We start from the raw sequence: 25,895 nt of genomic DNA on the forward strand, positions 1-25,895 counted from the left end.
GATAACTTCGACGGCGGTGGGGTGCGTTCTGTGACGATTGCCGCATGACGACGATACCGCGCAGCCGACGACGATTCTGGGGAGACTATCGATTTCTCGTAGGCATCGCGCTCATCGCGGCGTCGATCGCGGGCGTCTGGCTCGTGGTCTCCTCCACACGACAGACATCGCCCGCGCTGCAGGCGACACGCACGATCGTCCCCGGCGATGTCCTGAGCTCAGACGACTTCCGCGTCGTCGATGTCGCGCTCGGAGCCATCGCCAGCGAGTACCTCACCCCGGCGACGCTGGAACCCGGAGTCGTCGCGGCACGCACCATCCGAGAGGGCGAGCTCGTGCCCTCCTCCGCGACGGGCGACGCCGATGCGATGCGAACGACCTCGATCGTCATCACCATCGGCGTCGGGGTTCCTGAGGCGGTCCGGCACGGCAGCACGGTCGAGGTGTGGGCAGCGCCCACGAAAGCGGAAGGACGCGGATTCGACGCTCCGCGCATCCTCCTCTCGCAGGCGACCGTCGCCCAGGTCTCCAAGGAGGATGCGATGCTCAGTCAGGAGCAGGCGTCCTTGGAGCTCGTCATCGAGCGCTCGGAGGTGGCGAGCGTTATGGAGGCCATCGCCGACGGCAGCGCGCTGTCGATCGTTCCCCTCGGAGCTGGCAGCTGATGCGCATCGCACTGGCCCTCGACGAGCATCTCACCCGGACCCTGCTCGACGACCTCCCTCTCGCGGGCGCGGAGGTCATCGCCTCTCTCACCCCCGATGCCCTCATAGGCGCGGAACAGGACCTTCCCGATGCCGAGGCGCTGGTCCTCCCCGCCGACCCCGCCCTGCTCCGCCCCGCTCTGCTCGCGGCGTGCGACCGCGCCGGACTTCGCATTCTGCTGCTCGGCGACGGGGATGCTGCCGAGCGCCTCGCGCGGCGACACGGCCTTCACCCCGCGCTCTCCGCCGCGAGCAGCGCCTGGCAGATCCTCGAGGCGTTGCAGCGCGAGCGTCGTTCCACCCCCGTGCCCCAGCAGGATGGCCTGCTCCTCGCGGTCTGGGGGCCGCATGGCGCTCCCGGTCGCACCTCGCTCGCCATCGAAGTGAGCGCGGCCCTCGCGGCGCGCGAGGGGCGCGTCGCACTCATCGACGCCGACACCTATGCGCCGGCGATCGCCCTGCTGCTCGGACTCACGGACGACGGCCCCGGTATCGCGGCCGCGTGTCGACGGGCCGAACTCGGCTCGCTCGATGCACAGGAGCTCAGCCGCCTGGCCGTTCCCCTAGAGACGAGTACCGGAACCCTTGAGGTACTGGCGGGTCTGAACCGGCCGACCCGCTGGCCGGAGCTCTCCGCGGAACGACTGCGCGCGACGCTCCTGGCCTGCCGATCCTGGGCAGCGCACACCGTCATCGATGTCGCTCCCCCGCTGGACGCGGACGAAGAGCTGCTCAGCGATCTGCAGGTTCCTCGACGCAACGCCGCGACCCGCACCGTGCTCGAAGAGGCGGATCAGGTCTTCGCCGTCACCAGCGCCGATCCCTTGGGCATCGCCCGTTTCGTGCGCGCCCACGCGGAGGTGCGCGCGCACATCGGCTCGACGCCGATGACCGTGCTCGTCAATCGTGTGAGAACCGGCCCGCTGGGCATCGATGCGCGAGGTCAGATCCGCCGCGCGTTGGACCGCTTCTCCGGGATCACCGACGTGCAGTTCCTGCCCGATGACCCCCGCGCCTTGGACGCCGCGCTACTGCACTCGCGCCCCGTGGCCGATGTCGTCCCCCGCGCGCCCTTCGCCAGCGCCGTACGCAGGCTCACCAACGGAGTAACCGCGCCCAGTACCGCAGATGCAGTGCCCCTGCGGCGCGAGCGGCGCCGGTCGCCCCGACGACTGCTCGCCCTGCCGCGGTGAGCGCCCGCTACTGGCGGTAGCTAGCGAGGAAGTTGCCGAGCCGTTCGATCGCCTCGCTGAGGACGCGCGGTTCCGGCAGTGTGACGACGCGAAGGTGATCAGGCGTCGGCCAGTTGAATCCCGTGCCCTGCACGAGCAGGATGTGCTCCGCGACGAGCAGGTCGTAGACAAGCTTGGCGTCATCACGGATCTCGTGCACATTGGGATCGAGACGAGGGAACGCATAGAGCGCACCCTCCGGCTTGACGCAGGAGACTCCCGGAATGGACTCCAGGCCCTGCCAGGCGATATCGCGCTGAACGTGAAGTCGGCCGTTCTCCGCCACGAGTGCTTCGATCGACTGGACACCCGAAAGCGCCGCCTGCACCGCGTGCTGCGAGGGCACGTTGGGAGACAACCGGGTCGAGGCGAGAAGCGTGACGCCCTCGATGAACCCCTGCGCGTGATCCTTCGGTCCCGTCATCACGAGCCATCCCGACCGGAAACCTGCCACGCGATACGTCTTGGACAGACCGTTGAAGGTGAGGCAGAGCAGATCAGGAGCAAGAGTGGCTGTGGGGATGTGCACGGCATCGTCGAAGAGGATCCGGTCGTAGATCTCGTCAGAGAGCAGCAGCAGCTCGTTCTCGCGCGCGATCTGCACAAGCCCCTCCAGCACCTCGCGCGAGTACACCGCACCCGTGGGGTTGTTGGGGTTGATGATGACCATGGCCTTCGTGTGCGGCGTGATCTTCGCGCGCACGTCCTCGAGATCCGGCATCCAGCCGTTCTCCTCGTCGCAGGTGTAGTGCACCGGCGTGCCGCCTGCGAGACTCGTCATGGCTGTCCAGAGCGGATAGTCCGGCGACGGGATCAGGACCTCATCGCCCTGGTCGAGCAGCGCCTGCATCACCATGGTGATGAGCTCGGAAACGCCGTTTCCGAGGTAGACGTCATCGGGCGAGAACGGAGGGAATCCCTCGACCTCTTCGTAGCGACTCACGACAGCGCGTCGGGCGGAGATGATGCCGCGACTGTCGCTGTAGCCGTGCGCGGTGGGCAGCGTCGCCAGCATGTCCTGGACGATCTGCTGCGGCGCCTCGAAGCCGAAGATCGCGGGGTTTCCGGTGTTGAGCTTGAGAACGGTGTGCCCCTCGGCCTCCAGCCGCGCCGCCTCGACGAGCGCGTTGCCGCGGATTTCGTAGAGAACGTTCTTCAGCTTGGACGACTGGTCGAAGTGGCGAGGTGTCATCGGTTCAGGATACCTCCGTCCCGGGCGTGTCTCTGACACGTTGCGCTCCGCTCCGTTCGCGGCATGCCGGACGTGGAATATGACGAAGGCGCCGCGGGAAGCCTCCCGCGGCGCCTTCGTCGTATTCTCAGTCGATCAGGACTTCTTCTTGCCCGATGCACGGCGGTCCGCACGATTCTGCGGTGCTGCCGGCGCGGTCGTCGCCTGGCCGAAAGCGCCACGGCTGGTCGGAGCGACATCTGCCTGCTCGGCCTGCGCACCACGCGCCGACTGGCGGAGGCGGTCTGTCGCCGCCTGCTGCACCTGACCGCGCTCGTTGCGCACCTCGACATCGCCCGCGTCGTTCGGCGCCGAGTACTCGAGACGCAGGTCGTTCGCGCCCGTCTCCAGCCCCTTGGCCGCGACCTCGGTGCCGCCCTCGTCCGTGGCACGGCGCACCTCGACCTCGAGGTTGTAGAGGTAGCCGACGGACTCCTCCTTGATCTGGCCCATCATGGACTGGAACATCGAGTAGCCCTCGCGCTGGTACTCGACGAGCGGGTCACGCTGCGCCATCGCGCGCAGCCCGATTCCGTCCTTCAGGTAGTCCATCTCATAGAGGTGGTCGCGCCAGCGGCGGTCGAGCACCTGCAGCACGACGCGACGCTCCAGCTCACGCGTCGCAGCGGAGCCCAGCGAGGCCTCGCGACGCTCGTAGGCGATCTGCGCATCCGAGAGCAGCTCGCGCTTGAGTCCCTCCGCCGAGATGGCGCCCTTGCGGCCACCCGCCTCGGCGACGACCTCGTCGATCGTCACGCCCACCGGGTAGAGGGTCTTGAGCTCGGTCCACAGGCTGTCGAAGTCCCAGCTCTCGGTGTGCCCCTGCGCGGTGTGGTCGTCGACGACCGCGGTGATCGCGTCCTCGATGAAGTGCTGCACGCGGTCCGCAATGTCATCGCCCTCGAGGATGTGCCGGCGGTCAGTGTAGATCGCCTCGCGCTGACGGTTGAGGACGTCGTCGTACTTGAGGACGTTCTTGCGCATCTCGGCGTTGCGGGCCTCGACCTGGCTCTGCGCGCTGCGGATCGCCCGAGACACGAGCGAGGACTCGATCGGCACGTCATCCGGGAAGTTCGTGCGCGCGAGGATCGCCTCGGCAGCACCCGACTGGAACAGGCGCATGAGGTCATCGGTGAGGCTCAGATAGAAGCGGCTCTCACCGGGGTCTCCCTGACGGCCGGAACGACCGCGCAGCTGGTTGTCGATACGGCGCGACTCGTGACGCTCGGTGCCGAGCACGTACAGGCCGCCGGCTTCGGCCACCTTCGAGCTTTCGGAGCCGACCGCGGTCTTCATGGCCTCGTAGGCCTCGTCCCACGCCGCCTCGTACTCTTCGGGAGTCTCGACGGGATCGAGACCCTTGGCCTTGAGCTCCTGCACCGCGAGGAACTCGGCGTTGCCGCCGAGCATGATGTCGGTGCCTCGCCCGGCCATGTTCGTGGCGACCGTGACCGCACCGAGGCGGCCGGCACGGGCCACGATCTCGGCTTCACGCGCGTGGTTCTTCGCGTTCAGGACCTCGTGCTTGATGCCCTTCTTCGCGAGCAGACGCGAGAGGTACTCGCTCTTCTCGACGCTGACCGTGCCGACGAGCACCGGCTGGCCGGACGCGTGGCGCTCGGCGATGTCTTCGACGACCTGCGCGAACTTCGCCGTCTCGTTCTTGTAGACGAGGTCGGGCTGATCCTTGCGGATCATCGGACGGTTCGTGGGAATCTGAACGACGCCGAGCTTGTACGTCGACATGAACTCGCCGGCCTCGGTCTCGGCCGTACCGGTCATGCCGGAGAGCTTCTCGTAGAGACGGAAGTAGTTCTGCAGCGTCACCGTGGCGAGGGTCTGGTTCTCGGCCTTGACCGGCACGTTCTCCTTCGCCTCGATCGCCTGGTGGATGCCCTCGTTGTAGCGGCGGCCGACGAGGATGCGGCCGGTGTGCTCGTCGACGATCATGACCTCGTCGTTCATCACGACGTAGTCGGTGTCGCGCTTGAACAGGGCGAGCGCCTTGATCGAGTTGTTCAGGAACGAGATGAGCGGCGTGTTCGCCGACTCGTACAGGTTGTCGATGCCGAGGTAGTCCTCGACCTTCTCGATGCCGGGCTCGAGCACACCGATCGTGCGCTTCTTCTCGTCGACCTCGAAGTCGACGCCGGGCTCGAGAGTTCGCGCGATCTTCGCGAATTCCGCGAACCAGCGGTTGGCTTCGCCGGACGACGGGCCGGAGATGATGAGCGGGGTGCGCGCCTCGTCGATGAGGATCGAGTCGACCTCGTCGACGATCGCGAAGTAGTGAGCACGCTGGACGAGGTCTTCCTGACGCCACGCCATGTTGTCGCGCAGGTAGTCGAAGCCGAACTCGTTGTTGGTGCCGTAGGTGATGTCGGCGGCGTACTGCTCGCGACGCACAGCCGGCGTCTGGCCGGAGACGATGACACCGGTCGTCATGCCGAGTGCGCGATAGACACGCCCCATCAGCTCGGACTGGTAGCTCGCAAGGAAGTCGTTGACGGTGATGACGTGCACACCCTCGCCGGCGATCGCGTTGAGATAGGCGGGGAAGGTCGCGACGAGCGTCTTGCCCTCACCGGTCTTCATCTCGGCGATGTTGCCGAAGTGCAGGGCGGCACCACCCATGAGCTGCACGTCGTAGGCGCGCATGCCGAGCGTGCGCTTGGCCGCCTCGCGGACTGCGGCGAAGGCCTCAGGCATCAGCTGGTCGAGCGTCTCGCCCTTCTCGAAGCGGGCGCGAAGCTCAGCGGTCTCGTTGCGCAGCTCCTCGTCGGTGAGCTTCTCGAAGTCCTCTTCCAGCGCGTTGACCGCCTTGACGACCTGGTTCAGCCGACGGAGGATTCGACCCTCGCCCGCGCGGAGCAGCTTCTCGAGAGGATTCGCCACGGATGCCTTCTCCCTGTTGGTGATTCGGGACCCGCCCACCCCGATGGGCACGACGGACATACTGTGCCATGTTACCGGGCTGTGACCTGCACGGTTGCCCTGTGTCCACACACTCGGGGTGAACTTTGGGTTTCCGCGTATCCATATACTCAGAGTTGTTCGTCCCGACAGCCCAGGAGCATCCATGTCCGTCCGCCAGAGCCTGCTCGCGATCCTCGACCAGGGGCCGTGCTACGGATACCAGTTGCGCAGCGAGTTCGATCGTCGCACGGGATCGACCTGGCCGCTCAATGTCGGACAGATCTACAACACGCTGGAGCGGCTCGAACGCGACGGTCTCGTGGCCCGCGGCGAGGCGGATGCGCAGGGACACGTCTACTGGCGGATCACGGATGCCGGCTCCGACGAGGTGGCGCAGTGGATCCTCTCCCCCGTGCAGCGCACTCAGGCTGCGCGGGACGAGCTGGCCATCAAGGTGACCGTCGCGGCCACGCTTCCCGGCGTGGACGTGGAGGCGGTCCTGCGCGACCAGCACGTCGCATCCTCCGCGCACGCGGCGGCCCTCCGGGACCGCACGATCCCCGCATTCGACGCCGAGAGCGCGGAGGACCTCGCCGAGTCGCTTGTACGCGATGCGCTGCTCTTCCATGCCGAGGCCGAGCTGCGGTGGCTCGAGCACGTGGCACAGCGACTGCAGCAGCATCCGCGCCATGCCTTCGCTCTGGACATCGCCACGAATCGTCCGAAACGCGGTCGCCCCGCGGTCAGCTCCAGACCGTAGGATCGAACAATGGCAGGATTCTGGGGCAAACGGAAACGTGAAGCAGAGGCGCAGACGGCGCAGGACGCCGATCTTGCACGCCGGGCCGAACAGGCGCTGGTCGCGGTCGACGAGCGCCTTCGCACCACCTCCGACGAGCTGGCTTTCGCGATAGCAGAGCTCGGCGACTCGCTGACTGCTGATCTCCGCGCTGCCACCGACAGCGTGCGCACGCACCTGCGCGAGGCGTTCTCGCTGCACCAGCTCAACCACGACGAGATCCCTGACACGGTGGAAGAGCTGCGCACGCGCAATGCACGCATCGTGCAGCTCTGCGAGTGGGCTGAGGATCTGCTCGACGAGAAGCTCTCTGTCCTGGCTGAATCGATCTCCCGTGTGCGCCGTGCCCCCGAGATCGTCGCCCAGGTTCGCAAGGACGCCGTCACGCTGGCCGAGCGTCTCCCCCAGACCCGCGACACGATCACGCGGCTCTCGGCGCGCTACGCCGAGTCCGCGATCCACCAGATCGCGGCGAGCGCCGACGAAGCCGAGCAGCTGCTGACTTTCGCCTCTCACGGCGCCGATGTCTCTGAGCGCCGCCGCGCGGCGCGACAGAACGAAGAGGCCAACCTCGCTCTGGAGACCGCGACCGAGGCCGTGCGCCGAGCAGTTGTGATCCTCGACGCCGTCGAAGACTTCGAGATCGAGGCGCTGCGTGCCGAATCTACGCTCGCCGAGGTCATCGCCGACTCGCGCGGAGACATCGTCGCCGCTCGGACAGCGCCGCAGGTGCCCGCGGTGACATCCGCCGTCAGCGCACTGGAGAAGGCTCTGGCGTCGCTGTCTCCCGCCGGCGCGAAGAACGACCCCTTCGCGGAGCTCAGCACGTTACGCGCCGCGAACACCGCACTCGACGAGGCGATCGCGACTGCCCGTCACCGCGAGCAGAACCCGCTGCCCTCCCTTGCCCAGGTGCAGCACGCCACCGACGACGCCGACCGCCAGCTGGGCGTGGCCCGCGGCCTTATCGCCGGTCACCGCGGCTGGATCGGCGCCGACGCACGCACCCGGCTCGCAGAAGCAGAGCGTCTGCGCGTCGACCTCCCGTCCCTCCTGCCTGCGGAAGAGACCCGTGAACAGGCGCTCTCGGCGGCCCGCCGGGTCGCACAGCTCGCCTCGGAAGCCCTGCAGTTGGCACAGCGCGACATCGATTCTTCGCGCCCCAATCAGGGCCCCGACAACTGGGGCGGCGGCGGCTGGGGTGGCGGACGCCGCGGCGGCGGCGGAGGCGATATCGTCTCGGGCGTGCTGGGCGGTCTGGTGATCGGCAGCATTCTCGACGGCATCTTCGACTGATTCCCGGCGTTCTGAGCCCGTCATTCCGCGCGGAGACGCTCCGACGGACGCCGCTGGTCAGTCGTCAGTCGGCGATGCGGATCGGTGCCGTCTGGGTGGTGACGGCGTCGGCCGGAGTACGCTTGACCGCCCCGGAGAAGGCGACGCTGACGATCACCGCAGCCGCAACGAGGAGCATCGAGAGCAGCGGCCCGACCTGATCGACCAGTAGCCCGAGCAGAGGTGGGGCGGCGAGCGACGCGAGCGTCGAGAACGAGGTCACCACGGACACTCGCTCGCCAGCCCGCGAAGCATCGTCAGACGCTGCGGCGATCGCGATCGGCGCAGCGAGTGCGGCGCCGATGCCCCAGAGCACCGCGCCCGTCCAGCCGAGTGGCAGCGTTCCCCCGAAGACGAACAGCAGAACGCCCACGAACGCGACGGCTCCCGAGAGTCGAAGAACGAGGACGCGACCGAAGTGATCGATCAGCACGACGCCGCCGATGCGGAAAAGCGTCATCGCCGCCAGGAAGCTCGCGTAGACCGCGGCGCCGATCGCCTCGGGTTGCGCGTATCCGTCCACGACCGACAGCGAAAGCCAGGTCGTCGCCGTCCCCTCACTGAGTGAGCCTGCCAGAAGCACGAGCCCGAGCATGAGCGTTCGGGGTTCGACCCAGGCGGAGAGAGCCGAGCGAAGCGCACCACGGTGACGCGAGCGTGCGGCGGAAGTGGCGTCCTGCATGGGCTGGGTCGACGCTCGCCACAGTACGAGGCGAGTGGTCGTGAGCACGACCGTGACGATGATGACCTGGGTGCCTGCGCTGATGCCCGCTGCGGAGAACAGCGACGCCAGAAACGCGCCGAGCGCTGCGCCGATGGAGAACGCCGCATGGAACTGCGGAAGAACCGTCCGGCCCCACGCGCGCTCGAAAGCGGCGGCATTGATGTTGATTGCCACATTCACGAATGCGCCGCTCACACCGTTCATCGCCATGCCGAGCAGAAAAAGCTCGCTGGAGGTGAGGAACATGGATCCCGCGAGGAATCCGAAGCCGATGATGTTCCCCACGATCCCGACAAGTAGAACGGCGCGGCTGCCGAAGCGCGCGACCAGCGTCCCGACGGTGAGAGCACCGACGAGGGAGCCGATTCCCCCGGAGATGAGCAGGACTCCCAGTTGCATCGCTGTCACGTCCAGGGACTCTCGGACCGAGGGCATCCGACTCATCCAGGACGACATCATCATTCCGAGGAATGCGAACTGCAGGAGCAGCGCGATACGGATGAAGGGTGAGACAGGGGGTTTTCCCGTCACGGGACGAACGGCGCGACGGGCAGACATCCCTCCACACTAGAACGGCGCTGCCGGACGACATTGCGATGTGTCGTCCGGCAGCGCCGTCACGGATTGGGTGCCGCGACTACGAGGCCATCACCTCGACCGGCGGCGCCTGGGTCGTGAGCGAGATGACGCCGTAGTCCCAGCCCTTGCGTCGATACACGACGCTCGGGTGGTCGGTGCGCGCATCGACGAAGAGGAAGAAGTCGTGGCCGACGAGTTCCATCCGATCGACGGCCTCCTCGACCGACATCCACTCGGCATCGAAGTTCTTGGTGCGGATGACGACCGGCGTGTACTCCTCTTCGGTCTCTTCCACCACGGCGATCTCGCCCGTCGCGACCGCACGAAGCACATCCGCGGATGCCGGCTGCACGTCGAGCCCTGCGAGCTCACCCGTGCTCTTCTCGAACTGGGCGCCGCGCGGATGGTTGCGGCTGTCGACGCGCTTCTCCTTCGTGCGTCGCAGCTGCTCGGACAGCTTGTCGATCGCCAGATCGAGTGCGACGAACTTGTCGCCATCACGCGCTTCTGCGCGGATCACGGGGCCCTTGCCGACGAGGGTCAGTTCGACCGTCTCATCATCGACGTGGCCATTGCGATAGGAACGGTGCGTGACCTTCACGTCGAGACGCTGTGCACGCGGAGCGAGCGTCGCGATACGCGTGCTCTTCTCATCGACAACTGTGCGGAAGCGGTCGCTGATACCCACTCCGACACCCACGATGTTCGTTTCCATCCTTGACCTCCTTGTCCCGGTCCACCCGGCCAAGGGCGGACCGTGGTCGCCTTGTCTCCCCCACCGTAGTCGCGAGTCGGCTGACTGTCATCACCTTTCTTTCCGCGTGTCGTGATGGCGCGGCGTGGCGGCTGCGACCACTGCGCCGGCGATCCGAAAACCCCGTTCTCGGAGAGCACGGGCGGCCTCATCGATGGTCGCTCCGGTTGTCGTCACGTCATCCAGGATCAGCACAGGGAGGCCTGCACCGTCACGGCGAGCGCGTAGGCTTCCAGCCACATTGCGCAGACGCGCGGTGCGACCGAGCTTCCGTTGATCGACAGTCCGACGGGCGGTCGTCAGGACCCGCAGAATCGGCAGAGGGACTCGTGCAGCAAGCATCTCCGGCACGCGATATCCGCGCCGACGAAACGCCGCTCGCGATGTCGGGATCGGCACGACCGCGCGAACGCGGATGCCGCGGACAGCGGCGTCGTGCATGGCTTCCGTACAGGCGGCGCGCAGGGCCGGCGCCAGCGCACCCACCTGGGCGGTCTGGCCGTGCTCCTTCACCGCACGCAGGAGACGCGCCGCAGGCCCCGTGTACGGCAGTCCGGCGAAAAGGGGAACACCGCCTGGCGTCGCGCCTCGCACGATGTCCGGCTGCAACTCGACTCGGCACGGTGCGCACAGTGCCGTCTCGGGTTGACCGCATCCCGCGCACTCCGCGCTCAACAGGAAGGCGAGGATCTCATGGCCCAGGCGGAGGAGCTTCTGAAGCGGCGGCATCCCTCGATCGTGCAGCCCGCTGCGCTGCTCCCCGCCACACGAGGCCAGATCAGTGGATGCCCGCCCTCCGGCACGGTGTGTGCGGAGAACGACCGGATCAGGAGCCGCTGATCTGCGTCGCGAGCACCCGCACGTTCGCCCGCTCCGACTGCCACGTCGGACCGCTGCGTGACCACAGCACACCGTCAGCGCCGAGCAGACGCACACTGGAAGCGGGAGTGCTGGGGGCGAGCGCGACGGCGTCATCGGGCACATCGATCGTCACGGAGGGTCCGCCGATCGGCATCTGCAGGAGCAGCGTGTCGTCGCCGTCCTTGGTGAGAACGCCGATCGTCTCGGAATCCAGCCAGGCCATGCCGAGAACAGGGCCGGTCAGCCATCCCAGCGAGATCGGCTCGCCGATCCTCGTCGGGAGCCCGCGTTCATCGCGGACGACGCCGGCGACCTCGACCTGCTGCTGGCTGCCGACCGTCACGACGGCCGCGACGCGCGTGCCCTCACGACTGACGACGAGCTGCGAGATCGCCGAGGCATCCGCGAACCCCGGAACCGGGTGCTCGGCAACCTCCGGGGTCCATGCCAGCACGCCCGAAGGCCCTGTGGCCGGAACCGTCCACGTGTAGCCGAAGCGATCCAGACTGGGCGCGATCAGCCCCGGACGCGAGTCGAGTTCATTGATCTGCCCGTCGCCGATCGAGTAGACCGTTCCCCCCTCGCTCTGCACGACCGTGAACGGCGCACCATCTGGTCCCGCGACGATAGAACGGATCGGTTGGGGGAAGGTGAGGATGTCTTCCGCGACCCGCGGCAGATTCTCGACTTCGCCGCCGACGAGATAGCCGAAGCCCTCGTCTGTGAGCACGAGTGGACGGCTGTCGACCGTCGCCGGAGCCACCGTCACCGCGGGTGCCACGAGCTCGCGCCCACCCGACATCAGGCGCACACCGGTCACGCCGGCGCCGATCAGACTGCGCTCGAGCTGGGTGCGCAGGCGTCCCAGTGTCGCGGCATCCGCACCCTGCGCGGCCGCGGTCAGCTCGACTTCGGCGATCTGACCTTCGACAGGAACCGTGTCGCGGGCGAGTTCGATGTCGCCGGCGAACGCCGTGCGCACCGACTCCGCGAGCCACGGCGAGGGTCCGCCGTCAACGAGCGACTGCACGACGCGAGAGGCTGTGCTCTTGCGCTTCGGGAACCAGCGCACATCCGGAACCAGGTACGACCAGGTCGGATCGAAGAACTGCAGCGCGTAGGGACGGAACACATCCGCGGCGGCGAATGCAGGAGCGTCCAAGACCACCCCGTCCGGCGCCACGGTGATGCGCCACTCACCTTGCTCATTCTTCGTCAGCTGGAAGGTGAGCTCTGCCCCGCGAGCTGGGCCCGCAACCGCGCTGTAGACGCCCGCTTCGTCCACGCTTCCGGACTGCTTCATGCTCAACTGGATGATCTGCGTGTCGCTCGCGTCCTCGGTGTCTGTTGCCTCGAACCGGCGATCGGAGATCGATGTGTCGATCGTGACGCCCGCATGAGGCTTCCAGTTATCGGCGAACTCGGGCGCCAGAAACTGCCGCGCGATCGCCCAGTTGTCCGCGGGGCTGCTCGCTGCGTCGATGAAGCCGCGCACGATCTGCTCCGAGCTCGCCCCGACGGACGGGCCGTTGGGCACGTAGGTGACGTCTGTGTCGGCGTCGTGATCGGTCGAGGACAGTCCGGGACGCACGTCGCCCGATGTCGGCAGGCTGGCGCACGCGGTGAGTGACAGGGCGACGACGGCCACAAGTGCGGTGCGCAGCAGCCGGTGGATGCTCATGGGCGGCGATCTCCTGTCTCTGCGACGTTCTCCGTCGATGCACGATTGCGTGCGTAGAGCGCGATCGGCTCGGTGACCGCACCGATCTCGGCCAGCGAGGGCGTCGGCTCCAGCGGAACCGGGGACGTGCCATCCCAGGCCTGACTGCTCGATCGCGGAATCGCGAGGACGAAGTTGGTGCCGACGCCCAGCTCGGACCACACCATCAGAGTACCGCCGTGCAGACGCGCGTCTCCGAGCGCGATCGAGAGCCCGAGGCCGGACCCGCCGATCGTGCGCTGCCGCGAAGGGTCAGCGCGCCAGAAGCGGTCGAAGACGCGTTCCGCGTCCTCCGGTGACATCCCGAGTCCGGAGTCGCGCACGCCGACCGCGACCGCCTCAGAGTTGCTGTCGACCGTGATCACGACGGGCTTGCCCTCACCGTGTTCGATCGCGTTGCCCACGAGATTGCGCAGCACCCGCCGCACGCGCCGCGGATCGAGGTCGACCGGCGTGTGCCCACCCGGAGCGACAAAGCGCAGTTCGGTGTCCCGACTGGCGGCAAGCGGTCGCATCTCGTCGACGATGTCTTCGGCGAGGTGCGCGAGACTCGTCGCCTCCATCTCCAACTGCAGGGATCCGGCGTCATAGCGACTGATCTCCAGCAGGTCGGCGAGCAGCACGTCGAACCGCTGCACCTGGGTGTGCAGCAGCTCCGTCGTGCGGGCGGTGAGAGGATCGAAGTCCTCGCGCTGGTCGTTGAGCATCTCAGCCGCCAGGCGAATGGTCGTCAGGGGCGTGCGCAGCTCGTGAGAGACATCCGAGACGAATCGCTGCTGCACCAGAGAGAGCTCGCCGAGTTCTTTGATCTGCGCTTCGATGCTGTCTGCCATCGCGTTGAAGGACACCGCGAGCGTAGCGAGCTCATCTTCACCGCGAACCGGCAGACGCACCTCCAGATCACCGGCTGCGAAGCGCGCGCTCGTCTCGGCGGCCTCCGTGATCGGAACCACCACCGAACGCAGCGCGAGCCAGGCGATGCTGGCGATGAGTCCCACCAGCAGCACACCCGCCAGCCACAGGCTGCTCTGCACGAGGACCAGCGTCTGCTCGGTGTCCGAGAGGTCATAGGCGATGTATGCCTCGTAGGCGCCCGCGTCCGGAAAGTTCAGCTGCTGGCCCACGACGATCCCGGCATGCGTCAGATCATCGGCGCCGGCGATCTCCATCGGCTGCCACCACTGGGTCTCGGGATGATCTGCCACGCGCTGGCGCAGCTGCGTCGAGAGCAGGTCCTCCGAGAGCCGTCCGATGAAGAATCCCGTGGGCGCGACCGGAGACGGCGAGTCATCGATGCGGAACACGGCGATCATATCCGAGGACGACACACTCGTGAGCTGCGCGCGCACGTCGCTCATGAGCGCTTGCAGAGCGGTGCGGTCGCCGCGGGACTCGGCCGAGGACAGCGTCGACTGGGCCACCGCCACCGCGCGCTGCGCATCAGCGAGAACGTCATCCTTGCGCGACTCCCAGAGATTGTTCTGGATCGCCAGGGCCATCGCGACGAAGGTCACGAGGATCGCGAAGGAGGTCAGTGCGAGTGTCGTCAGCAGGGTGCGGAATGGAAGCGAGCTCGTCCACAGCCCCGAGAAGGTTTCCGGCCAGCTGCGCCAATCCCGCCATCGCGCTTTCCGGGCGATGGTGACCCCGTTGGTCGGCACGGTGTTCCCCTAGCTCGCACTCCCGGCGCGATACCCGACGCCACGGACGGTCATCACGATCTTCGGGTTGTCCGGGTCGAGCTCGACCTTGGCGCGCAGGCGCTGCACGTGCACGTTGACCAGTCGCGTGTCCGCCTTATAGTGGTAGCCCCATACCTGCTCGAGCAGCATCTCGCGTGAGAAGACCTGCTGCGGCTTCGAGGCCAGCGCCACGAGCAATTGGAACTCCAGAGGCGTCAACGCGATCGCCTCGGAGCCGCGTCGCACCTCGTGCGCGTCGACATCGATCGTGAGATCGCCGATACGCAGCACCTCGGTCGTGGACTGCGGCGTCGGGCGGAGTCGCGTGCGGATCCGGGCGACGAGCTCCTTCGGGTTGAACGGCTTGACGATGTAGTCGTCGGCCCCCACCTCCAGACCGCGAACGACATCGGAGGTGTCGCTGCGGGCCGTGAGCATGATGATCGGCACCCCGGATTCTGCACGGATGCGCGAGCAGATCTCGATGCCGTCCATTCCGGGAAGCATCACGTCGAGCAGCACGAGATCCGGACGCTGAGCACGCCATTCGTCCACGGCGAGGGCGCCATCCGCGCAGAACACGGGGTCGAAACCCTCCGTGCGCAGCACGATGCCGATCATCTCGGCCAACGCCGTATCGTCGTCGACCACGAGGATTCGTGAGGTCATTGTGCGGAGCCCATCTTTCTCGCTTTGCGCGCGGGCGCACCAGTACCACGCCCCGCGGTATCCCCAGCGTACTTCACACCCGCCGTCCCGTCGCGGAGAGACATTCCTGCGCCTGTCGGTTCGCACTTCCCTGCCGGCAAGGGCGATATGACACGATGGACGGACGCGACCCGCTAAGGAGCACTGTGAGCGGACAGACCTGGACACCGGCACCACGACCGGGGCTCATCCCCCTGCATCCGATGACGTTCGGCACGGTCATCGGCCGTTCCTTCGCGGCGCTTCGTCACAACCCCAAGGTTCTGTTCGGATTCGCGATCGTGATGCAGCTCGTGGTGCTGCTGGCGAGCACGGCGATCATGACGGTCGTCGTGCTCTCGAGCGTCGGCCGACTCGAGACGGTCCGCCCGGGCTCTCCACAGTTCGAGAGCATCCTGGCAGGATCCGCCGGTATCGGAATCCTGGCGGGAATCGGGATCAGCCTCGGTTCGATCGCCTTCACCGCGCTCGTGCAGGGCATCGTCGCCGCGGACATCGCCAGCGCGGCCGTGGGTGACAAGCCCACGATGAAAGAACTCTGGCGGCGGGTGCGTCCCGTGTTCTGGCGTCTGATGGGCTTCGCCCTCCTCAGCATGGCCGCGATGCTCGTCATCATGATCGTCTTCGCGTTCGTCGCGTTCGGCGGCCTGCTCACCCTCGGCGGGCAGAACGCGGAGGCGGCGATCGGCGTGATGGTGCTCATCTTCTTCCTCGCCGTGATCGCGCTGGTGCCGCTGATCGTCTGGCTCAACACGAAGCTGCTGCTCGTGCCATCCGCACTCGTCATGGAGGGCGCGACGCTCCGACAGGCGCTCGTGCGTTCGTGGCGTCTCACTCGCCGCCGTTTCTGGTTCACATTCGGCGTCGCCTTCGTCATCGGCCTGATCATGGGCATCGCCGCGCAGGTGGTGAGTGTGCCGACAGGGATGATCTCCACGCTCTTCCTCGGTGTGATCAGCCCGACCGGCGACCTGGACGCCAGCCAGATGACGGCGTTCGTGCTGTCGATCCTGCTCCCGCAGGTCCTCATCCTCGTCATCCAGGCGATCTCCGCGGTCGTGCAGACCACCGGTGCCGCGCTCGTCTACATCGACGCGCGGATGCGCTACGAGGGTCTCGACCAGACGCTCCTCTCGTACGTCGAGCGTCGTCAGGCCGGTGCCCCTGCAGATGCTCTTCCCGACCCGTTCGCGCTCGACCCCGCGCGCGCTGTCGGGCGCACAGCTCCCGAGCCGCGACCTGCTGTCGTGCCGCCCGTCGGATACGGCGCTCCCGCATACGCAGCACCGGCGCCCGGGGCGCAGCCGCCCTACGGCGCTCCCCCGCAGTACGGGGCGCCACAGCAGTACGCCGCACCACAGAGTTACGGCGCGCCCCAGGGGTACGCGACTCCGCCTGCGCCCGCGCCGTCGTACGCAGCACCGCCACCGCCGCCTGCTGGTCCTGCCGTTGCTCCGCCTCCAGCACCACAGCCTCCCGCGACCCCTGTGCCGCCGACCGACAGCCCGTGGGCCGCGCCTGGTGACAGTCCCTGGGCGGCGCCCGGTGGCGATCGAGGATGATGCGGCGACTCGACGCACCTCTCATCCCGGATGGCGACGAAGCCCGGGAATGGGCAGAGAACGAACTCGCCAAGCCGCAGTACGCCGAAGCGCGTCCGACATTCTTCGATGAGATGTCGCGGGCGGTCGCACAGTTCTTCGCCGATCTCTTCTCCGGCGACGGAGGAAACGCACTCGGTCCGCTCGCGGCCATCATGGTCGCTGCGCTCGTGGTCATCGGCCTGGTCGTGGCGCTGATCGTCTGGGGGCGCCCGCGCCGCAGCTTCGCGCGCGCCGGCGAGACCGCAGATCTCCTCGGCAGCACCGACACCCGCACCGCAGCCCAGCTGCGCACGGAGGCGGAACGCCAGGCGCGCGGCGGTGACTGGGATGCGGCCATCGTGCTGCGCTACCGGGCGATCGCTCGCGGCCTCGTCGAACGTGATCTGCTCACCCCGGCACCCGGGGCCACCGCGCAGACTCTCGCGCGCGAAGCATCCGCCGTCTTTCCGGTCGAGCACGCCGCCCTGCAGTCCGCGGCCGCTTCCTTCGACGATGTGCGCTACCTGCGTCACCCCGGAACGGCCGACCGCTACCGCGCGATCGCGGACACCGACGAGCGCCTGCGCGCCACACGGCCCGAGTTGGTGCACGCGTGACGCTGACCGATCCTCCCGCGCTCGCGAGCACCGCGACGAGACAGCCCGGGCGCCTGCGCCGCGCCGCAGGCTGGGTGCTCATCGCCGTGCTCGTCCTCGGGGTGTCTCTGGTCGGTCTCCAGCTCGCAGTGCAGGCGCCGCAACGCGACGGATTCGATCCGGAGGGGCGCGGCTACAACGGCACGCTCGCGCTTGCGGAGCTCCTGCGTCAGCAGGGCGTCACGGTGACGATCGAACGGGACCGCTTCGCCGCCGCGCGCGCTCTCGATGATCAGAGCACTCTCGTCCTGGCGGATCCGCCCGCTCTGTCCGATGACGCCGTCGACGCGCTCCTCGAGCAGGCCAGCTCGGTCGTGGTGCTGACCGGCAGCTCGCGGATGCTGCGCCTGCTGGATCTCGGATCGGATGCGGACGCCTCCGGCACCCGACCCCAGGGGCCCTCCTGTCGCCTGCCGGAGCTGGACCGGGTCGGTGATGTCACTCCGGGCCGGCTCTTCACCCCGAATCCAGGTGTCACCGCATGCTTCACCGAGGGCGACGGCGCAGGCCTTCTCGTCTCGGAGGTCGACGATCGACGCCGCGCGATCATCGACGGCTCACGGTTGTTCACGAACGAGCACCTCGCGACCGACGGGAACGCCGCTCTCGGTCTGGCACTGCTCGGACAGCAAGCGCACGTCGTCTGGTACGTCCCCTCCTACACCGACACCGATCTCGCCGACACCGCCGACGTCGACACGCTCGGCTCGCTCACCCCACCGTGGGTGACCCCTGCGATCCTGCTGCTCCTGCTGGCCGGAGTGGCCGCGGGAATCTGGCGTGGGCGTCGGTTCGGGCCGCTCGTCGTGGAATCGCTGCCGGTCATGGTGCGCGCCTCCGAGACGATGCTGGGCCGTGCCCGCCTCACGGCAAAGGCGGCCGATGCCCGACATGCTGCCGAAGCCGTGCTCGACGGAACCCTGCGCCGCCTCGCGACGCGGATGGGGTTGTCGACGCAGGCGCCCGTCGACGCGATCGCCGATGCCGTCGCCGACCGGCTCGGCGTCGCACGCGGCAGCATCCGCGACATCCTCACCTCCCCCCTGCCTGCGACGGACGCTGCTCTCGTCCCGTTCGCTCGTCATCTCTCCGACCTTGAGGCTGCTGTCGATGACGCGGTCCGCACCGAAAGGAACACCCCGTGACCGAATCGCTCGATCCCGGAACCGCCGCTCCCGCGGAGTCGACACCGATCCCCGACGCCGACCTCGCTCTGCGCGCTGCGATGCACCGTGTACGCACCGAGGTCGAGAAGGCGGTCGTCGGGCAGTCCGGCACCGTTACGGGCCTGCTGGTGTCGATGCTCGCGCGCGGCCATGTGCTGCTGGAGGGCGTGCCCGGTGTCGCGAAGACCCTCGTTGTGCGTTCCTTCGCGCGTGCACTCGGACTGGACACCAAACGCGTGCAGTTCACCCCCGACCTGATGCCGGGCGATGTGACGGGCTCACTCGTCTACGATGCGCGCTCCGGCGAGTTCGATTTCCGGCCGGGCCCGGTTTTCACACACATCCTGCTGGCCGATGAGATCAACCGCACACCGCCGAAGACCCAAGCCGCGCTGCTGGAGGCGATGGAAGAGCGTCAGATCTCCTCTGACGGCGAGAGTCGTCCGCTGCCGGATCCGTTCCTCGTCGCCGCGACGCAGAACCCCATCGAGCACGAGGGGACGTATTCGCTGCCGGAGGCGCAGCTCGACCGATTCCTCATGAAGCTCGTTGTCGGCATGCCCGAACGCGATGCCGAGGTCGCCGTGCTGCGTCGGCACGCCGACGGATTCTCCCCGCGACAGCTCACCGACCTCGAGTCCGTCGTCACACTCGACGAGATCCGCGATGCACAAGAGGCCGCAGATCGCGTCGAGGTGACCGATGATGTGCTCGGCTATGTCGTCGATCTCGCCCGCGCGACGCGCCAGTCGCCCTCCGTGCAACTGGGCGCGAGCCCCCGTGCGTCGACCGGTCTTCTCGCTGCTGCGAAGGCATGGGCCTGGCTCAACGGCTCGAGCGCCGTCACCCCCGACCATGTGCAGACGATGCTGATGCCTGTGTGGCGCCACCGCCTGCAGCTGCGTCCGGATGCCGAGATGGAGGGCGTGTCCGCGGATGCGGTGCTCTCGTCCGTCGTGCAGCAGACCCGGGTGCCGATCTAAGTGTTCATCACCGGCCGACTCTCCCTTGTGATCGCGGCGGGCGTGATCCCCGTGGTGCTCCTCAGCTCCGCGAGGGTTCCGGCATGGTGGAGCATGGGGGGCTGGCTCCTCCTGTGCCTGCTGCTGGTCGGCCTGGATGTGCTGTTGGCCGCGGACCCTCGCAGCGTGCACGTCACACGCAGCACGCCGTCGCGCGTGCGTCTGGGCGAACCGACGACCGCGGATGTCGTGGTGCAGAATCTCGGCCGGCGACACCTGCACGGGTATTTGCGGGACGCCTGGCAGCCGACCGCCGGTGCCCAGGCCGCCCGCGCCGTGCTCGACCTGCCCGCAGGCGAGCGCCGCCGTGCACAGACCGGGCTCGTGCCCCGCCGTCGTGGTGAGCTGGAGAGCACCTTCGTCGCCCTGCGTGCGCGGGGCCCGTTGGGTCTGGCCGGTCGTCAGGCCGAGCACGCGGTGCGCGGCAGCATCCGTGTCCTTCCGCCCTTCACCTCACGACGCCACCTCCCCTCAAGGCTCGCGCGCCTGCGGGAACTCGACGGCAACACGAGCGTGCAGGTGCGCGGGCAGGGCACGGAGTTCGACTCGCTGCGAGAGTACGTGCGCGGCGACGACGTGCGCTCGATCGACTGGCGCGCGACCGCGCGCGCGGGCACGACGATGCTGCGTACGTGGCGCCCGGAGCGGGACCGCCACGTCGTGATCGTGATCGACACGGGGCGCACAGCTGCCGCACGCGTCGGAGACGGCACCCGGCTCGATGCGGCGTTCGAAGCAGCTCTCCTGCTGGGCGCGCTGGCAACCCGCGCAGGAGATCACGTGCATCTGCTGCTCGTGGACCGGGTCGTGCGGGCCCGCGTCACCGGCGTCGACGGCGCGGGGCTCCTGCCCGCAATGTCGGATGCGATGGCCACAGTGCACCCGCGCCTGATCGACACCGACTGGGGCGCGGCGTTTGCCGCCGTCCGCACGGTCACGACGCGCCCCTCGCTTCTTGTCGTCCTCACCGCCCAGGATGCTCCAGAGAGCGCCCGCAGTTTCCTCGGGGCGCTTCCGGAGTCGTCTCGCGCCACGACGATGCTCGTCGGATCGGTGACCGATCTCGACATCGCGGCACTGGCTCGTAACAGGGACAGCCGCGATGAGATCTATCTGGCGGCTGCGGCGGAGCGCACGCTGCGGGACGCCGCGGACGTCGCCGATGCCATCCGGCGTGCCGGCGGGGCGCCGATCGCTGCGGACCCGGAGGACCTGCCCCCGCGCATCGCGGATCGCTACCTGGACCTGAAAGCGGCGGGCCGCCTGTAGCGACACCCCGACGTCACCGCCTATTCATGAATGATTCGTTTTTACTAATCATTCAGATTTAGCTAGACTGTGGGCATGACCGTTCACACCCCGCACGACGCCGCAGCCAGCCTGCGCCATGCGGGTCTGCGTGTCACAGCACAGCGGATCGCCGTCCTGAACATCCTCCACGAGCATCCGCACGCTTCCGCGGACACTCTCTTCGAACACACCAAAGCCGCTCTTCCCGGTATCGCGTTGCCCACGATTCACGGCATCGTCAACGACCTCACCACCGCGGGAATCGTCCGCCGCGTCAACCTTCCCGACGTCGGCAGCGCTCTCTACGAGATTCAGCATCACGACGACAATCACCACCACATGCAGTGCGTCGACTGCGGCCGCGTCGAAGACGTCGCCTGCGCGGTCGGCGCAGCCCCGTGCCTTGCACCGTCCCACGATCACGGCATGCGCCTGCTCGAAGCCGCCGTGACCTACCGAGCACTCTGCCCACAATGCGAAAGGAAACGCGAACTTGTCTGACAAGCCAGCAACCACGACACAGACCGGCACCCCGGTCGCCAGTGACGCACACTCCCTGACCGTCGGAAACGACGGCATCACCGCACTCCACGACCGCTACCTGGTCGAGAAGCTCGCCTCGTTCAACCGCGAGCGCGTGCCGGAGCGCAACCCGCACGCCAAGGGTGGCGGCGCGTTCGGTGAGTTCGTCGTCACAGAAGACGTCTCGAAGTACACCCGCGCGGCCGTTTTCCAGCCCGGCGCGAAGAGCGAGACGCTCCTCCGCTTCTCGTCGGTCGCCGGCGAGCAGGGCTCCCCCGACACCTGGCGCGATGTGCGCGGCTTCTCGCTGCGTTTCTACACGACCGAGGGAAACCTCGACATCGTCGGCAACAACACCCCGACCTTCTTCATCCGCGACGGCATCAAGTTCCCGGACTTCATCCACTCGCAGAAGCGCCTCGGGGCCTCGGGCCTGCGCAACGCAGACATGCAGTGGGACTTCTGGACCCTCTCACCCGAGTCCGCACACCAGGTCACCTACCTCATGGGCGACCGCGGCCTCTCGCGCAGCTGGCGCCACGTCAACGGCTACGGCTCGCACACCTACCAGTGGGTCAACGAGGCCGGTGAGCGCTTCTGGGTGAAGTACCACTTCATGTCCCAGCAGGGCGTCGAGCCGATGTTCGCCGACGAAGCCGAGCGCATCGCCGGCGCCGACGCCGACTACTACCGTCGCGACCTCTTCGACTCGATCGCCGCGGGCGACTTCCCCTCATGGGACGTCTACGTGCAGGTCATGCCATACGAAGAAGCCAAGACCTACCGCTACAACCCCTTCGACCTCACCAAGACGTGGCCGAAGGCGGACTACCCGCGTATCAAGGTCGGAACCTTCACGCTGAACCGCAACCCGGAGAACTTCTTCGCGCAGATCGAGCAGGCCGCGTTCTCCCCCGGCAACCAGGTTCCCGGCACGGGCATCTCGCCGGACAAGATGCTGATGGCTCGCGTGTTCTCGTACCCCGACGCGCAGCGCTACCGCATCGGCGCGAACTACAACCAGCTGCCGGTCAACCAGCCGCACGCCGCCTCCGTGAGCAACTACATGCACGAGGGCCAGATGCAGTACCACTTCAACCCGGCGGACCACCGCGTCTACACCCCGAACTCCTACGGCGCGGCCGGCGGACCCGAGGCAGACCCGGCACGCGGCGTTGAGGCGAGCTGGGAGTCGGATGGCGAGCTCGTGCGCGCCGCCGCGACCCTGCGCGCCGACGACAGCGACTTCGGCCAGGCCGGAATCCTCTACCGCGAGGTCTTCACCGACGAGCAGCGTGCGCGCTTCGTCGAGACCCTCGTCGGCCAGTACAACGGGCTGACGGTCCCCGCCATCCAGGAGCGCTTCTTCTGGTACTGGGGCCAGGTCGACGCGAACCTCGGCGCCACGCTGCGCGAGCTCGCGGGAGCGCCTCTCGGCCAGGCCGAACCGGTCGGCGTCGGCGAGTAACACCCGCTGATCGAAGGGGTCGGATGCTGCGGCATCCGGCCCCTTCGTCGTGTTCACACGCCCCCGGGGAGAGCATTCGTCGACAGCTGCTCGATTCCTGTTCCGGCGCGCCTCCCTGGGAGTTCGCTGAGGAGCGGGATCATGTGGAACGCCGGGCCACCAGGCCCCGCCTTCTGAAAGGACCAGCCATGAGTGATTCACCGTCCGCTGTGCCCACTCTCGGGGCGAAAATCGCCGCCGAAGCATTCGGCACCTTCCTGCTCGTGTTCGGCGGTGTGGGTACTGCCCTCTTCGCCTCGAACCACTTCACCGATCCGGGTGCGAACTCGGCCGTGTATGTGGCCGTCGCGCTCGCCTTCGGTCTGACCGTGGTCGTCGGCGCCTACGCCTTCGGCCCCATCTCCGGCGGTCATTTCAACCCCGCCGTCACGCTCGGCGCGGCCGCAGCCGGTCGCATCGGCTGGCGCGATGTCGTCCCGTACATCATCGCTCAGGTGATCGGTGGTGTCGTCGCGAGCACCGCGCTCGTGCTCATCGGCACCTTCGGCCCGGACGGCTGGCTGAGCGGCGCTCAGGACGCCGGCTTCGCGAGCAACGGCTGGGGCGAGCACTCCCCCGGCGGGTTCGGGATGTTCGCTGCGATCACGGTGGAGATCATCCTCACCGCGTTCTTCCTGTTCGTGATCCTCGGCACCACCCACGCCAAGCGTGGCACCCCGTTCGCGGGCCTTGCGATCGGTCTCACGCTGACGCTCATCCACCTCATCTCCATTCCGGTGGACAACACCTCGGTGAACCCGGCCCGCTCGATCGCGGCGGCTATCTACGGCGGCGTGGGCCCCCTGTCGCAGCTGTGGGTGTTCCTCGTGTTCCCGGTCGTCGGCGCGATGATCGCCGGCTTCGCCTACAAGGCGCTGTTCGATGCCACGGCGAAGCAGCCGAAGCAGCTGTAACGACCGCATGCGAAGAGGGGTCGGCGCTCAGGCGTCGGCCCCTCTTTTCTCTTCGATGTTCAGCCTGCGACGAGAGTGGCGGTTCCGGCCTCGTACTCCGTCAGGTCGCCGCTTTCGCCGCGACGTGCGGCACGCCCTCCGACGACGAGCATGTAGATGAGGAAGATGCCGAGCGCTGCCACACCGATGCCGATCTTGACCGGCCAGGGCAGCGACCACCCCGTGACGAAGCCCTCGATGAGACCGGCCAGCGCCAGAGCGAAGATGAGCCCGATCGCGATCGTGCCGAGCGACCGGCCCGCCGCGGCCAGAGCGGTCGCGCGCGTGCGAGCGCCCGGCGCAACCCACGCCCAGAAGACGTGCAGCCCCGCTGCAGCAGCGACGAAGATGCAGGTCATTTCGAGCAGGCCGTGCGGCAGCAGGTAGAGGATCATGATGTCGAGCCGCTCATGCGCGGCCATGATCGCAACGGCGGTCGCAAGATTCATCGCGTTCTGCACGATGGCGAAGATCGGCCAGATTCCGGTGACCCCGAAGATCACGCACTGAGCGGCGATCCAGGCGTTGTTCGTCCACACCATCCCCGCGAAGACCGCGGCAGGGTTCTCGGTGTAGTAGCCGGTGAACGACTCGTCGGCGTACTGCTGCAGAAGGTCGGCGGGCCCGAGGCTGGCCACAAGTGCCGGATCCGCGGATATCCACGCCCCGACGACCACGACGATCGCGACGAAGACCACCGCGACCGCGAGGGTCGTCCAGCGCACTCGGTAGAGCGCCGCCGGCAACTGGTCGCTGAAGAAGCGCGCGATCTGGGTGAGGACGTTGTCGGCGGCTCCCGTCAGGCGCAGCCGCGCCCGCGCGAGAATCGTCGATACGTAGGCGCTCTGGGGCGAGGTGCCGACGGAGGTCTTGAGATCGGCGAGATCGGCGGATGCTGCGCGGTACCGCGTGATCAGCTCGTCGACCCCTTCCCCGTCGAGGCGCGCACGAGTGAGCTCATCAAGGCGATCCCACTCTGCACGGCGGGAGTCGGCCAGGGCATCAGCATCCACCCGATTCACTGTACGCGGTCGCGTGATCGCGGGGCGACCGCTCCGGACTGGGGCTCTGCGTCGGCGAGGCAGTCTGGGGTTGCGACCTGATTTACTGGACACATGTCCGTGACGCAGCCTGCCGAAGACGAGGTTCTCTCCGGAGAAGCGGTCGCCATCGATATCCAGCCTGTCGGCTTCTTCCTCCGCGCGCTGGGCGCAGCGATCGACGTCGCTCTGTCCGTCGTCGTGATGGTGCTCTTCGTCCTGATCCGACTCTGGACGATGGGGTTCACGGGTGGCGACCCGGCGCTCGACCGGATTCTCGTGATCCTCGCGGCGGTGTTCTCCTTCGTCGTCCTCCCCTGCACGATCGAAGTGGCAACCCGCGGTCGGAGCCTCGGAAAGCTCGCCGTCGGCGGCCGCATCGTCCGTGTCGACGGCGGCGCGACCGGTTTCCGTCATGCATTCATCCGCGCTCTCGTCGGCGTCCTCGAGATCTATATGACCTTCGGTGCCGTCGCGCTGCTCACGGGCGCGTTCTCGCCGCGTTCGCAGCGACTGGGCGATCTCGTCGCCGGCACCTACTCGCAGCGCGTGCGCACGCCCGCGCTGCCCGTGAGCCACCCCGTCATGCCCGCAGAGCTTGCCGAGTGGGCACAGATCGCGGATGTGGCGCGGATGCCGGATCGCCTCGCCCGTCGCATTTCGCAGTTCCTGCAGACGGCCTCGCGGCTCACTCCCGCGGCACGTGATGGCGTCGCGCGCGAACTCGTCAGCGAAGCATCCGCGTACATCTCCCCGCTGCCCGCCGCGCACCCCGAGGCGATTCTGATCGCCGCCACGATCGTGCGCCGCGAGCGGGAGTCGCGCTCTCTGGCGATCGCGGATGATCGTGTTGAGCACCTCACGCGGCGTCGCGTCCGCGTGTAGCGGCACCGCACGACAGCAACGACGAA

22 protein-coding genes are annotated in these 25,895 nt (G+C 67.8%); 13 read left to right on the forward strand and 9 right to left on the reverse strand.

All coding sequences use genetic code 11. The features are described 5' to 3' along the window. The first annotated feature begins 44 nt into the window (after nt 1-44). Both AC1REM_RS14105 and AC1REM_RS14110 read left to right on the forward strand, forming a co-directional pair. Nucleotides 45-665 carry an SAF domain-containing protein gene (locus AC1REM_RS14105; RefSeq protein WP_492515174.1) on the forward strand — a complete coding sequence of 207 codons (621 nt, stop codon included), beginning with the start codon at nt 45-47 and terminating at the stop codon, nt 663-665. Continuing rightward, on the forward strand, nt 665-1,897 hold the full coding sequence (locus tag AC1REM_RS14110; protein ID WP_492515175.1) for a CpaE/TadZ family protein: 1,233 nt from the start codon (nt 665-667) through the stop codon (nt 1,895-1,897). The genes AC1REM_RS14105 and AC1REM_RS14110 overlap by 1 nt, the downstream gene beginning before the upstream one ends. 7 nt (nt 1,898-1,904) lie before the next feature. Here AC1REM_RS14110 and AC1REM_RS14115 read toward each other — a convergent pair whose 3' ends face one another. Both AC1REM_RS14115 and secA read right to left on the reverse strand, forming a co-directional pair. Then, nucleotides 1,905-3,128 carry a pyridoxal phosphate-dependent aminotransferase gene (locus tag AC1REM_RS14115; protein ID WP_492515176.1) on the reverse strand — a complete coding sequence of 408 codons (1,224 nt, stop codon included), beginning with the start codon at nt 3,126-3,128 and terminating at the stop codon, nt 1,905-1,907. 135 nt (nt 3,129-3,263) lie between these two features. Then, nucleotides 3,264-6,062, reverse strand: coding sequence for a preprotein translocase subunit SecA (gene secA, locus AC1REM_RS14120; RefSeq protein ID WP_492515501.1), 2,799 nt, complete (start codon nt 6,060-6,062; stop codon nt 3,264-3,266). Nucleotides 6,063-6,246: 184 nt separating this feature from the next. Here secA and AC1REM_RS14125 point away from each other — a divergent pair, with 184 nt between their 5' ends. Then, nucleotides 6,247-6,843, forward strand: a complete 597-nt coding sequence (locus tag AC1REM_RS14125) for a PadR family transcriptional regulator (RefSeq protein ID WP_492515177.1) — start codon at nt 6,247-6,249, stop codon at nt 6,841-6,843. Between the two features lie 9 nt (nt 6,844-6,852). Further along, nucleotides 6,853-8,178 carry a coiled-coil domain-containing protein gene (locus AC1REM_RS14130; protein ID WP_492515178.1) on the forward strand — a complete coding sequence of 442 codons (1,326 nt, stop codon included), beginning with the start codon at nt 6,853-6,855 and terminating at the stop codon, nt 8,176-8,178. A 64-nt stretch (nt 8,179-8,242) separates the two neighbouring features. Here the strand turns inward: AC1REM_RS14130 and AC1REM_RS14135 are convergent, their stop codons facing one another. From AC1REM_RS14135 to mtrA, 6 genes are all read right to left on the reverse strand, one after another. After that, nucleotides 8,243-9,499: an MFS transporter gene (locus tag AC1REM_RS14135; protein WP_492515179.1), complete on the reverse strand. Its 1,257-nt coding sequence runs from the start codon at nt 9,497-9,499 to the stop codon at nt 8,243-8,245. Between the two features lie 79 nt (nt 9,500-9,578). Next, nucleotides 9,579-10,235 (reverse strand): ribosome hibernation-promoting factor, HPF/YfiA family, encoded by a 657-nt coding sequence (gene hpf, locus AC1REM_RS14140; RefSeq protein ID WP_204937719.1) that lies wholly within the window; start codon nt 10,233-10,235, stop codon nt 9,579-9,581. A 90-nt stretch (nt 10,236-10,325) separates the two neighbouring features. After that, nucleotides 10,326-11,003, reverse strand: coding sequence for a ComF family protein (locus tag AC1REM_RS14145; RefSeq protein ID WP_492515180.1), 678 nt, complete (start codon nt 11,001-11,003; stop codon nt 10,326-10,328). Nucleotides 11,004-11,100: 97 nt separating this feature from the next. Then, nucleotides 11,101-12,816 carry an LpqB family beta-propeller domain-containing protein gene (locus tag AC1REM_RS14150; RefSeq protein WP_492515181.1) on the reverse strand — a complete coding sequence of 572 codons (1,716 nt, stop codon included), beginning with the start codon at nt 12,814-12,816 and terminating at the stop codon, nt 11,101-11,103. Beyond that, nucleotides 12,813-14,516 carry an MtrAB system histidine kinase MtrB gene (gene mtrB / locus AC1REM_RS14155; protein ID WP_492515182.1) on the reverse strand — a complete coding sequence of 568 codons (1,704 nt, stop codon included), beginning with the start codon at nt 14,514-14,516 and terminating at the stop codon, nt 12,813-12,815. Before mtrB ends, AC1REM_RS14150 begins: the two co-directional genes overlap by 4 nt. A 9-nt stretch (nt 14,517-14,525) precedes the next feature. Then, nucleotides 14,526-15,206 (reverse strand): MtrAB system response regulator MtrA, encoded by a 681-nt coding sequence (gene mtrA, locus AC1REM_RS14160; protein WP_204937723.1) that lies wholly within the window; start codon nt 15,204-15,206, stop codon nt 14,526-14,528. Nucleotides 15,207-15,391: 185 nt separating this feature from the next. Between mtrA and AC1REM_RS14165 the strand changes: the two genes are divergently transcribed. The 8 genes from AC1REM_RS14165 (at nt 15,392) to aqpZ (ending at nt 23,905) form a co-directional block, all read left to right on the forward strand. Next, the gene (locus AC1REM_RS14165; RefSeq protein ID WP_492515183.1) at nt 15,392-16,807 is read left to right on the forward strand and encodes a DUF7847 domain-containing protein; all 1,416 of its coding nucleotides are present in this window, start codon (nt 15,392-15,394) and stop codon (nt 16,805-16,807) included. Further along, on the forward strand, nt 16,807-17,445 hold the full coding sequence (locus tag AC1REM_RS14170) for a DUF4129 domain-containing protein (protein WP_492515184.1): 639 nt from the start codon (nt 16,807-16,809) through the stop codon (nt 17,443-17,445). Before AC1REM_RS14165 ends, AC1REM_RS14170 begins: the two co-directional genes overlap by 1 nt. Beyond that, the gene (locus AC1REM_RS14175; RefSeq protein WP_492515185.1) at nt 17,442-18,629 is read left to right on the forward strand and encodes a DUF4350 domain-containing protein; all 1,188 of its coding nucleotides are present in this window, start codon (nt 17,442-17,444) and stop codon (nt 18,627-18,629) included. Before AC1REM_RS14170 ends, AC1REM_RS14175 begins: the two co-directional genes overlap by 4 nt. A gap of 80 nt (nt 18,630-18,709) precedes the next feature. Continuing rightward, the gene (locus tag AC1REM_RS14180; protein WP_492515502.1) at nt 18,710-19,633 is read left to right on the forward strand and encodes an AAA family ATPase; all 924 of its coding nucleotides are present in this window, start codon (nt 18,710-18,712) and stop codon (nt 19,631-19,633) included. Then, nucleotides 19,634-20,941 carry a DUF58 domain-containing protein gene (locus AC1REM_RS14185; protein WP_492515186.1) on the forward strand — a complete coding sequence of 436 codons (1,308 nt, stop codon included), beginning with the start codon at nt 19,634-19,636 and terminating at the stop codon, nt 20,939-20,941. Between the two features lie 75 nt (nt 20,942-21,016). Then, nucleotides 21,017-21,463 carry a Fur family transcriptional regulator gene (locus AC1REM_RS14190; protein ID WP_492515187.1) on the forward strand — a complete coding sequence of 149 codons (447 nt, stop codon included), beginning with the start codon at nt 21,017-21,019 and terminating at the stop codon, nt 21,461-21,463. Continuing rightward, nucleotides 21,456-22,952, forward strand: a complete 1,497-nt coding sequence (locus AC1REM_RS14195; protein ID WP_492515188.1) for a catalase — start codon at nt 21,456-21,458, stop codon at nt 22,950-22,952. The genes AC1REM_RS14190 and AC1REM_RS14195 overlap by 8 nt, the downstream gene beginning before the upstream one ends. 188 nt (nt 22,953-23,140) lie before the next feature. Next, entirely contained in the window at nt 23,141-23,905 is a 765-nt protein-coding gene (gene aqpZ, locus AC1REM_RS14200; RefSeq protein ID WP_492515189.1) for an aquaporin Z, read from the forward strand. Between the two features lie 59 nt (nt 23,906-23,964). On the opposite strand, the gene AC1REM_RS14205 is transcribed toward aqpZ, so the two are convergent. After that, nucleotides 23,965-24,957 (reverse strand): stage II sporulation protein M, encoded by a 993-nt coding sequence (locus AC1REM_RS14205; RefSeq protein WP_492515190.1) that lies wholly within the window; start codon nt 24,955-24,957, stop codon nt 23,965-23,967. A gap of 102 nt (nt 24,958-25,059) precedes the next feature. Between AC1REM_RS14205 and AC1REM_RS14210 the strand changes: the two genes are divergently transcribed. Beyond that, nucleotides 25,060-25,869, forward strand: coding sequence for an RDD family protein (locus AC1REM_RS14210; protein WP_492515191.1), 810 nt, complete (start codon nt 25,060-25,062; stop codon nt 25,867-25,869). The last annotated feature ends 26 nt before the right edge of the window (nt 25,870-25,895 follow it).

This window comes from Microbacterium sp. GW823-FHT02G05 (assembly GCF_058797175.1).

What these genes read in the sequence shown, in the direction of transcription:
- AC1REM_RS14170 (WP_492515184.1), top strand. Translation starts at nt 16,807, where the DNA reads ATGCGGCGACTCGACGCACCTCTCATCCCGGATGGCGACGAAGCCCGG.
- AC1REM_RS14210 (WP_492515191.1), top strand. Translation starts at nt 25,060, where the DNA reads ATGTCCGTGACGCAGCCTGCCGAAGACGAGGTTCTCTCCGGAGAAGCG.
- mtrA (WP_204937723.1), bottom strand. Translation starts at nt 15,206, where the DNA reads ATGACCTCACGAATCCTCGTGGTCGACGACGATACGGCGTTGGCCGAG.
- AC1REM_RS14150 (WP_492515181.1), bottom strand. Translation starts at nt 12,816, where the DNA reads ATGAGCATCCACCGGCTGCTGCGCACCGCACTTGTGGCCGTCGTCGCC.
- AC1REM_RS14190 (WP_492515187.1), top strand. Translation starts at nt 21,017, where the DNA reads ATGACCGTTCACACCCCGCACGACGCCGCAGCCAGCCTGCGCCATGCG.
- AC1REM_RS14110 (WP_492515175.1), top strand. Translation starts at nt 665, where the DNA reads ATGCGCATCGCACTGGCCCTCGACGAGCATCTCACCCGGACCCTGCTC.
- AC1REM_RS14135 (WP_492515179.1), bottom strand. Translation starts at nt 9,499, where the DNA reads ATGTCTGCCCGTCGCGCCGTTCGTCCCGTGACGGGAAAACCCCCTGTC.
- AC1REM_RS14180 (WP_492515502.1), top strand. Translation starts at nt 18,710, where the DNA reads ATGCACCGTGTACGCACCGAGGTCGAGAAGGCGGTCGTCGGGCAGTCC.
- AC1REM_RS14130 (WP_492515178.1), top strand. Translation starts at nt 6,853, where the DNA reads ATGGCAGGATTCTGGGGCAAACGGAAACGTGAAGCAGAGGCGCAGACG.
- hpf (WP_204937719.1), bottom strand. Translation starts at nt 10,235, where the DNA reads ATGGAAACGAACATCGTGGGTGTCGGAGTGGGTATCAGCGACCGCTTC.
- AC1REM_RS14105 (WP_492515174.1), top strand. Translation starts at nt 45, where the DNA reads ATGACGACGATACCGCGCAGCCGACGACGATTCTGGGGAGACTATCGA.
- AC1REM_RS14125 (WP_492515177.1), top strand. Translation starts at nt 6,247, where the DNA reads ATGTCCGTCCGCCAGAGCCTGCTCGCGATCCTCGACCAGGGGCCGTGC.
- aqpZ (WP_492515189.1), top strand. Translation starts at nt 23,141, where the DNA reads ATGAGTGATTCACCGTCCGCTGTGCCCACTCTCGGGGCGAAAATCGCC.
- AC1REM_RS14115 (WP_492515176.1), bottom strand. Translation starts at nt 3,128, where the DNA reads ATGACACCTCGCCACTTCGACCAGTCGTCCAAGCTGAAGAACGTTCTC.
- AC1REM_RS14145 (WP_492515180.1), bottom strand. Translation starts at nt 11,003, where the DNA reads ATGCCGCCGCTTCAGAAGCTCCTCCGCCTGGGCCATGAGATCCTCGCC.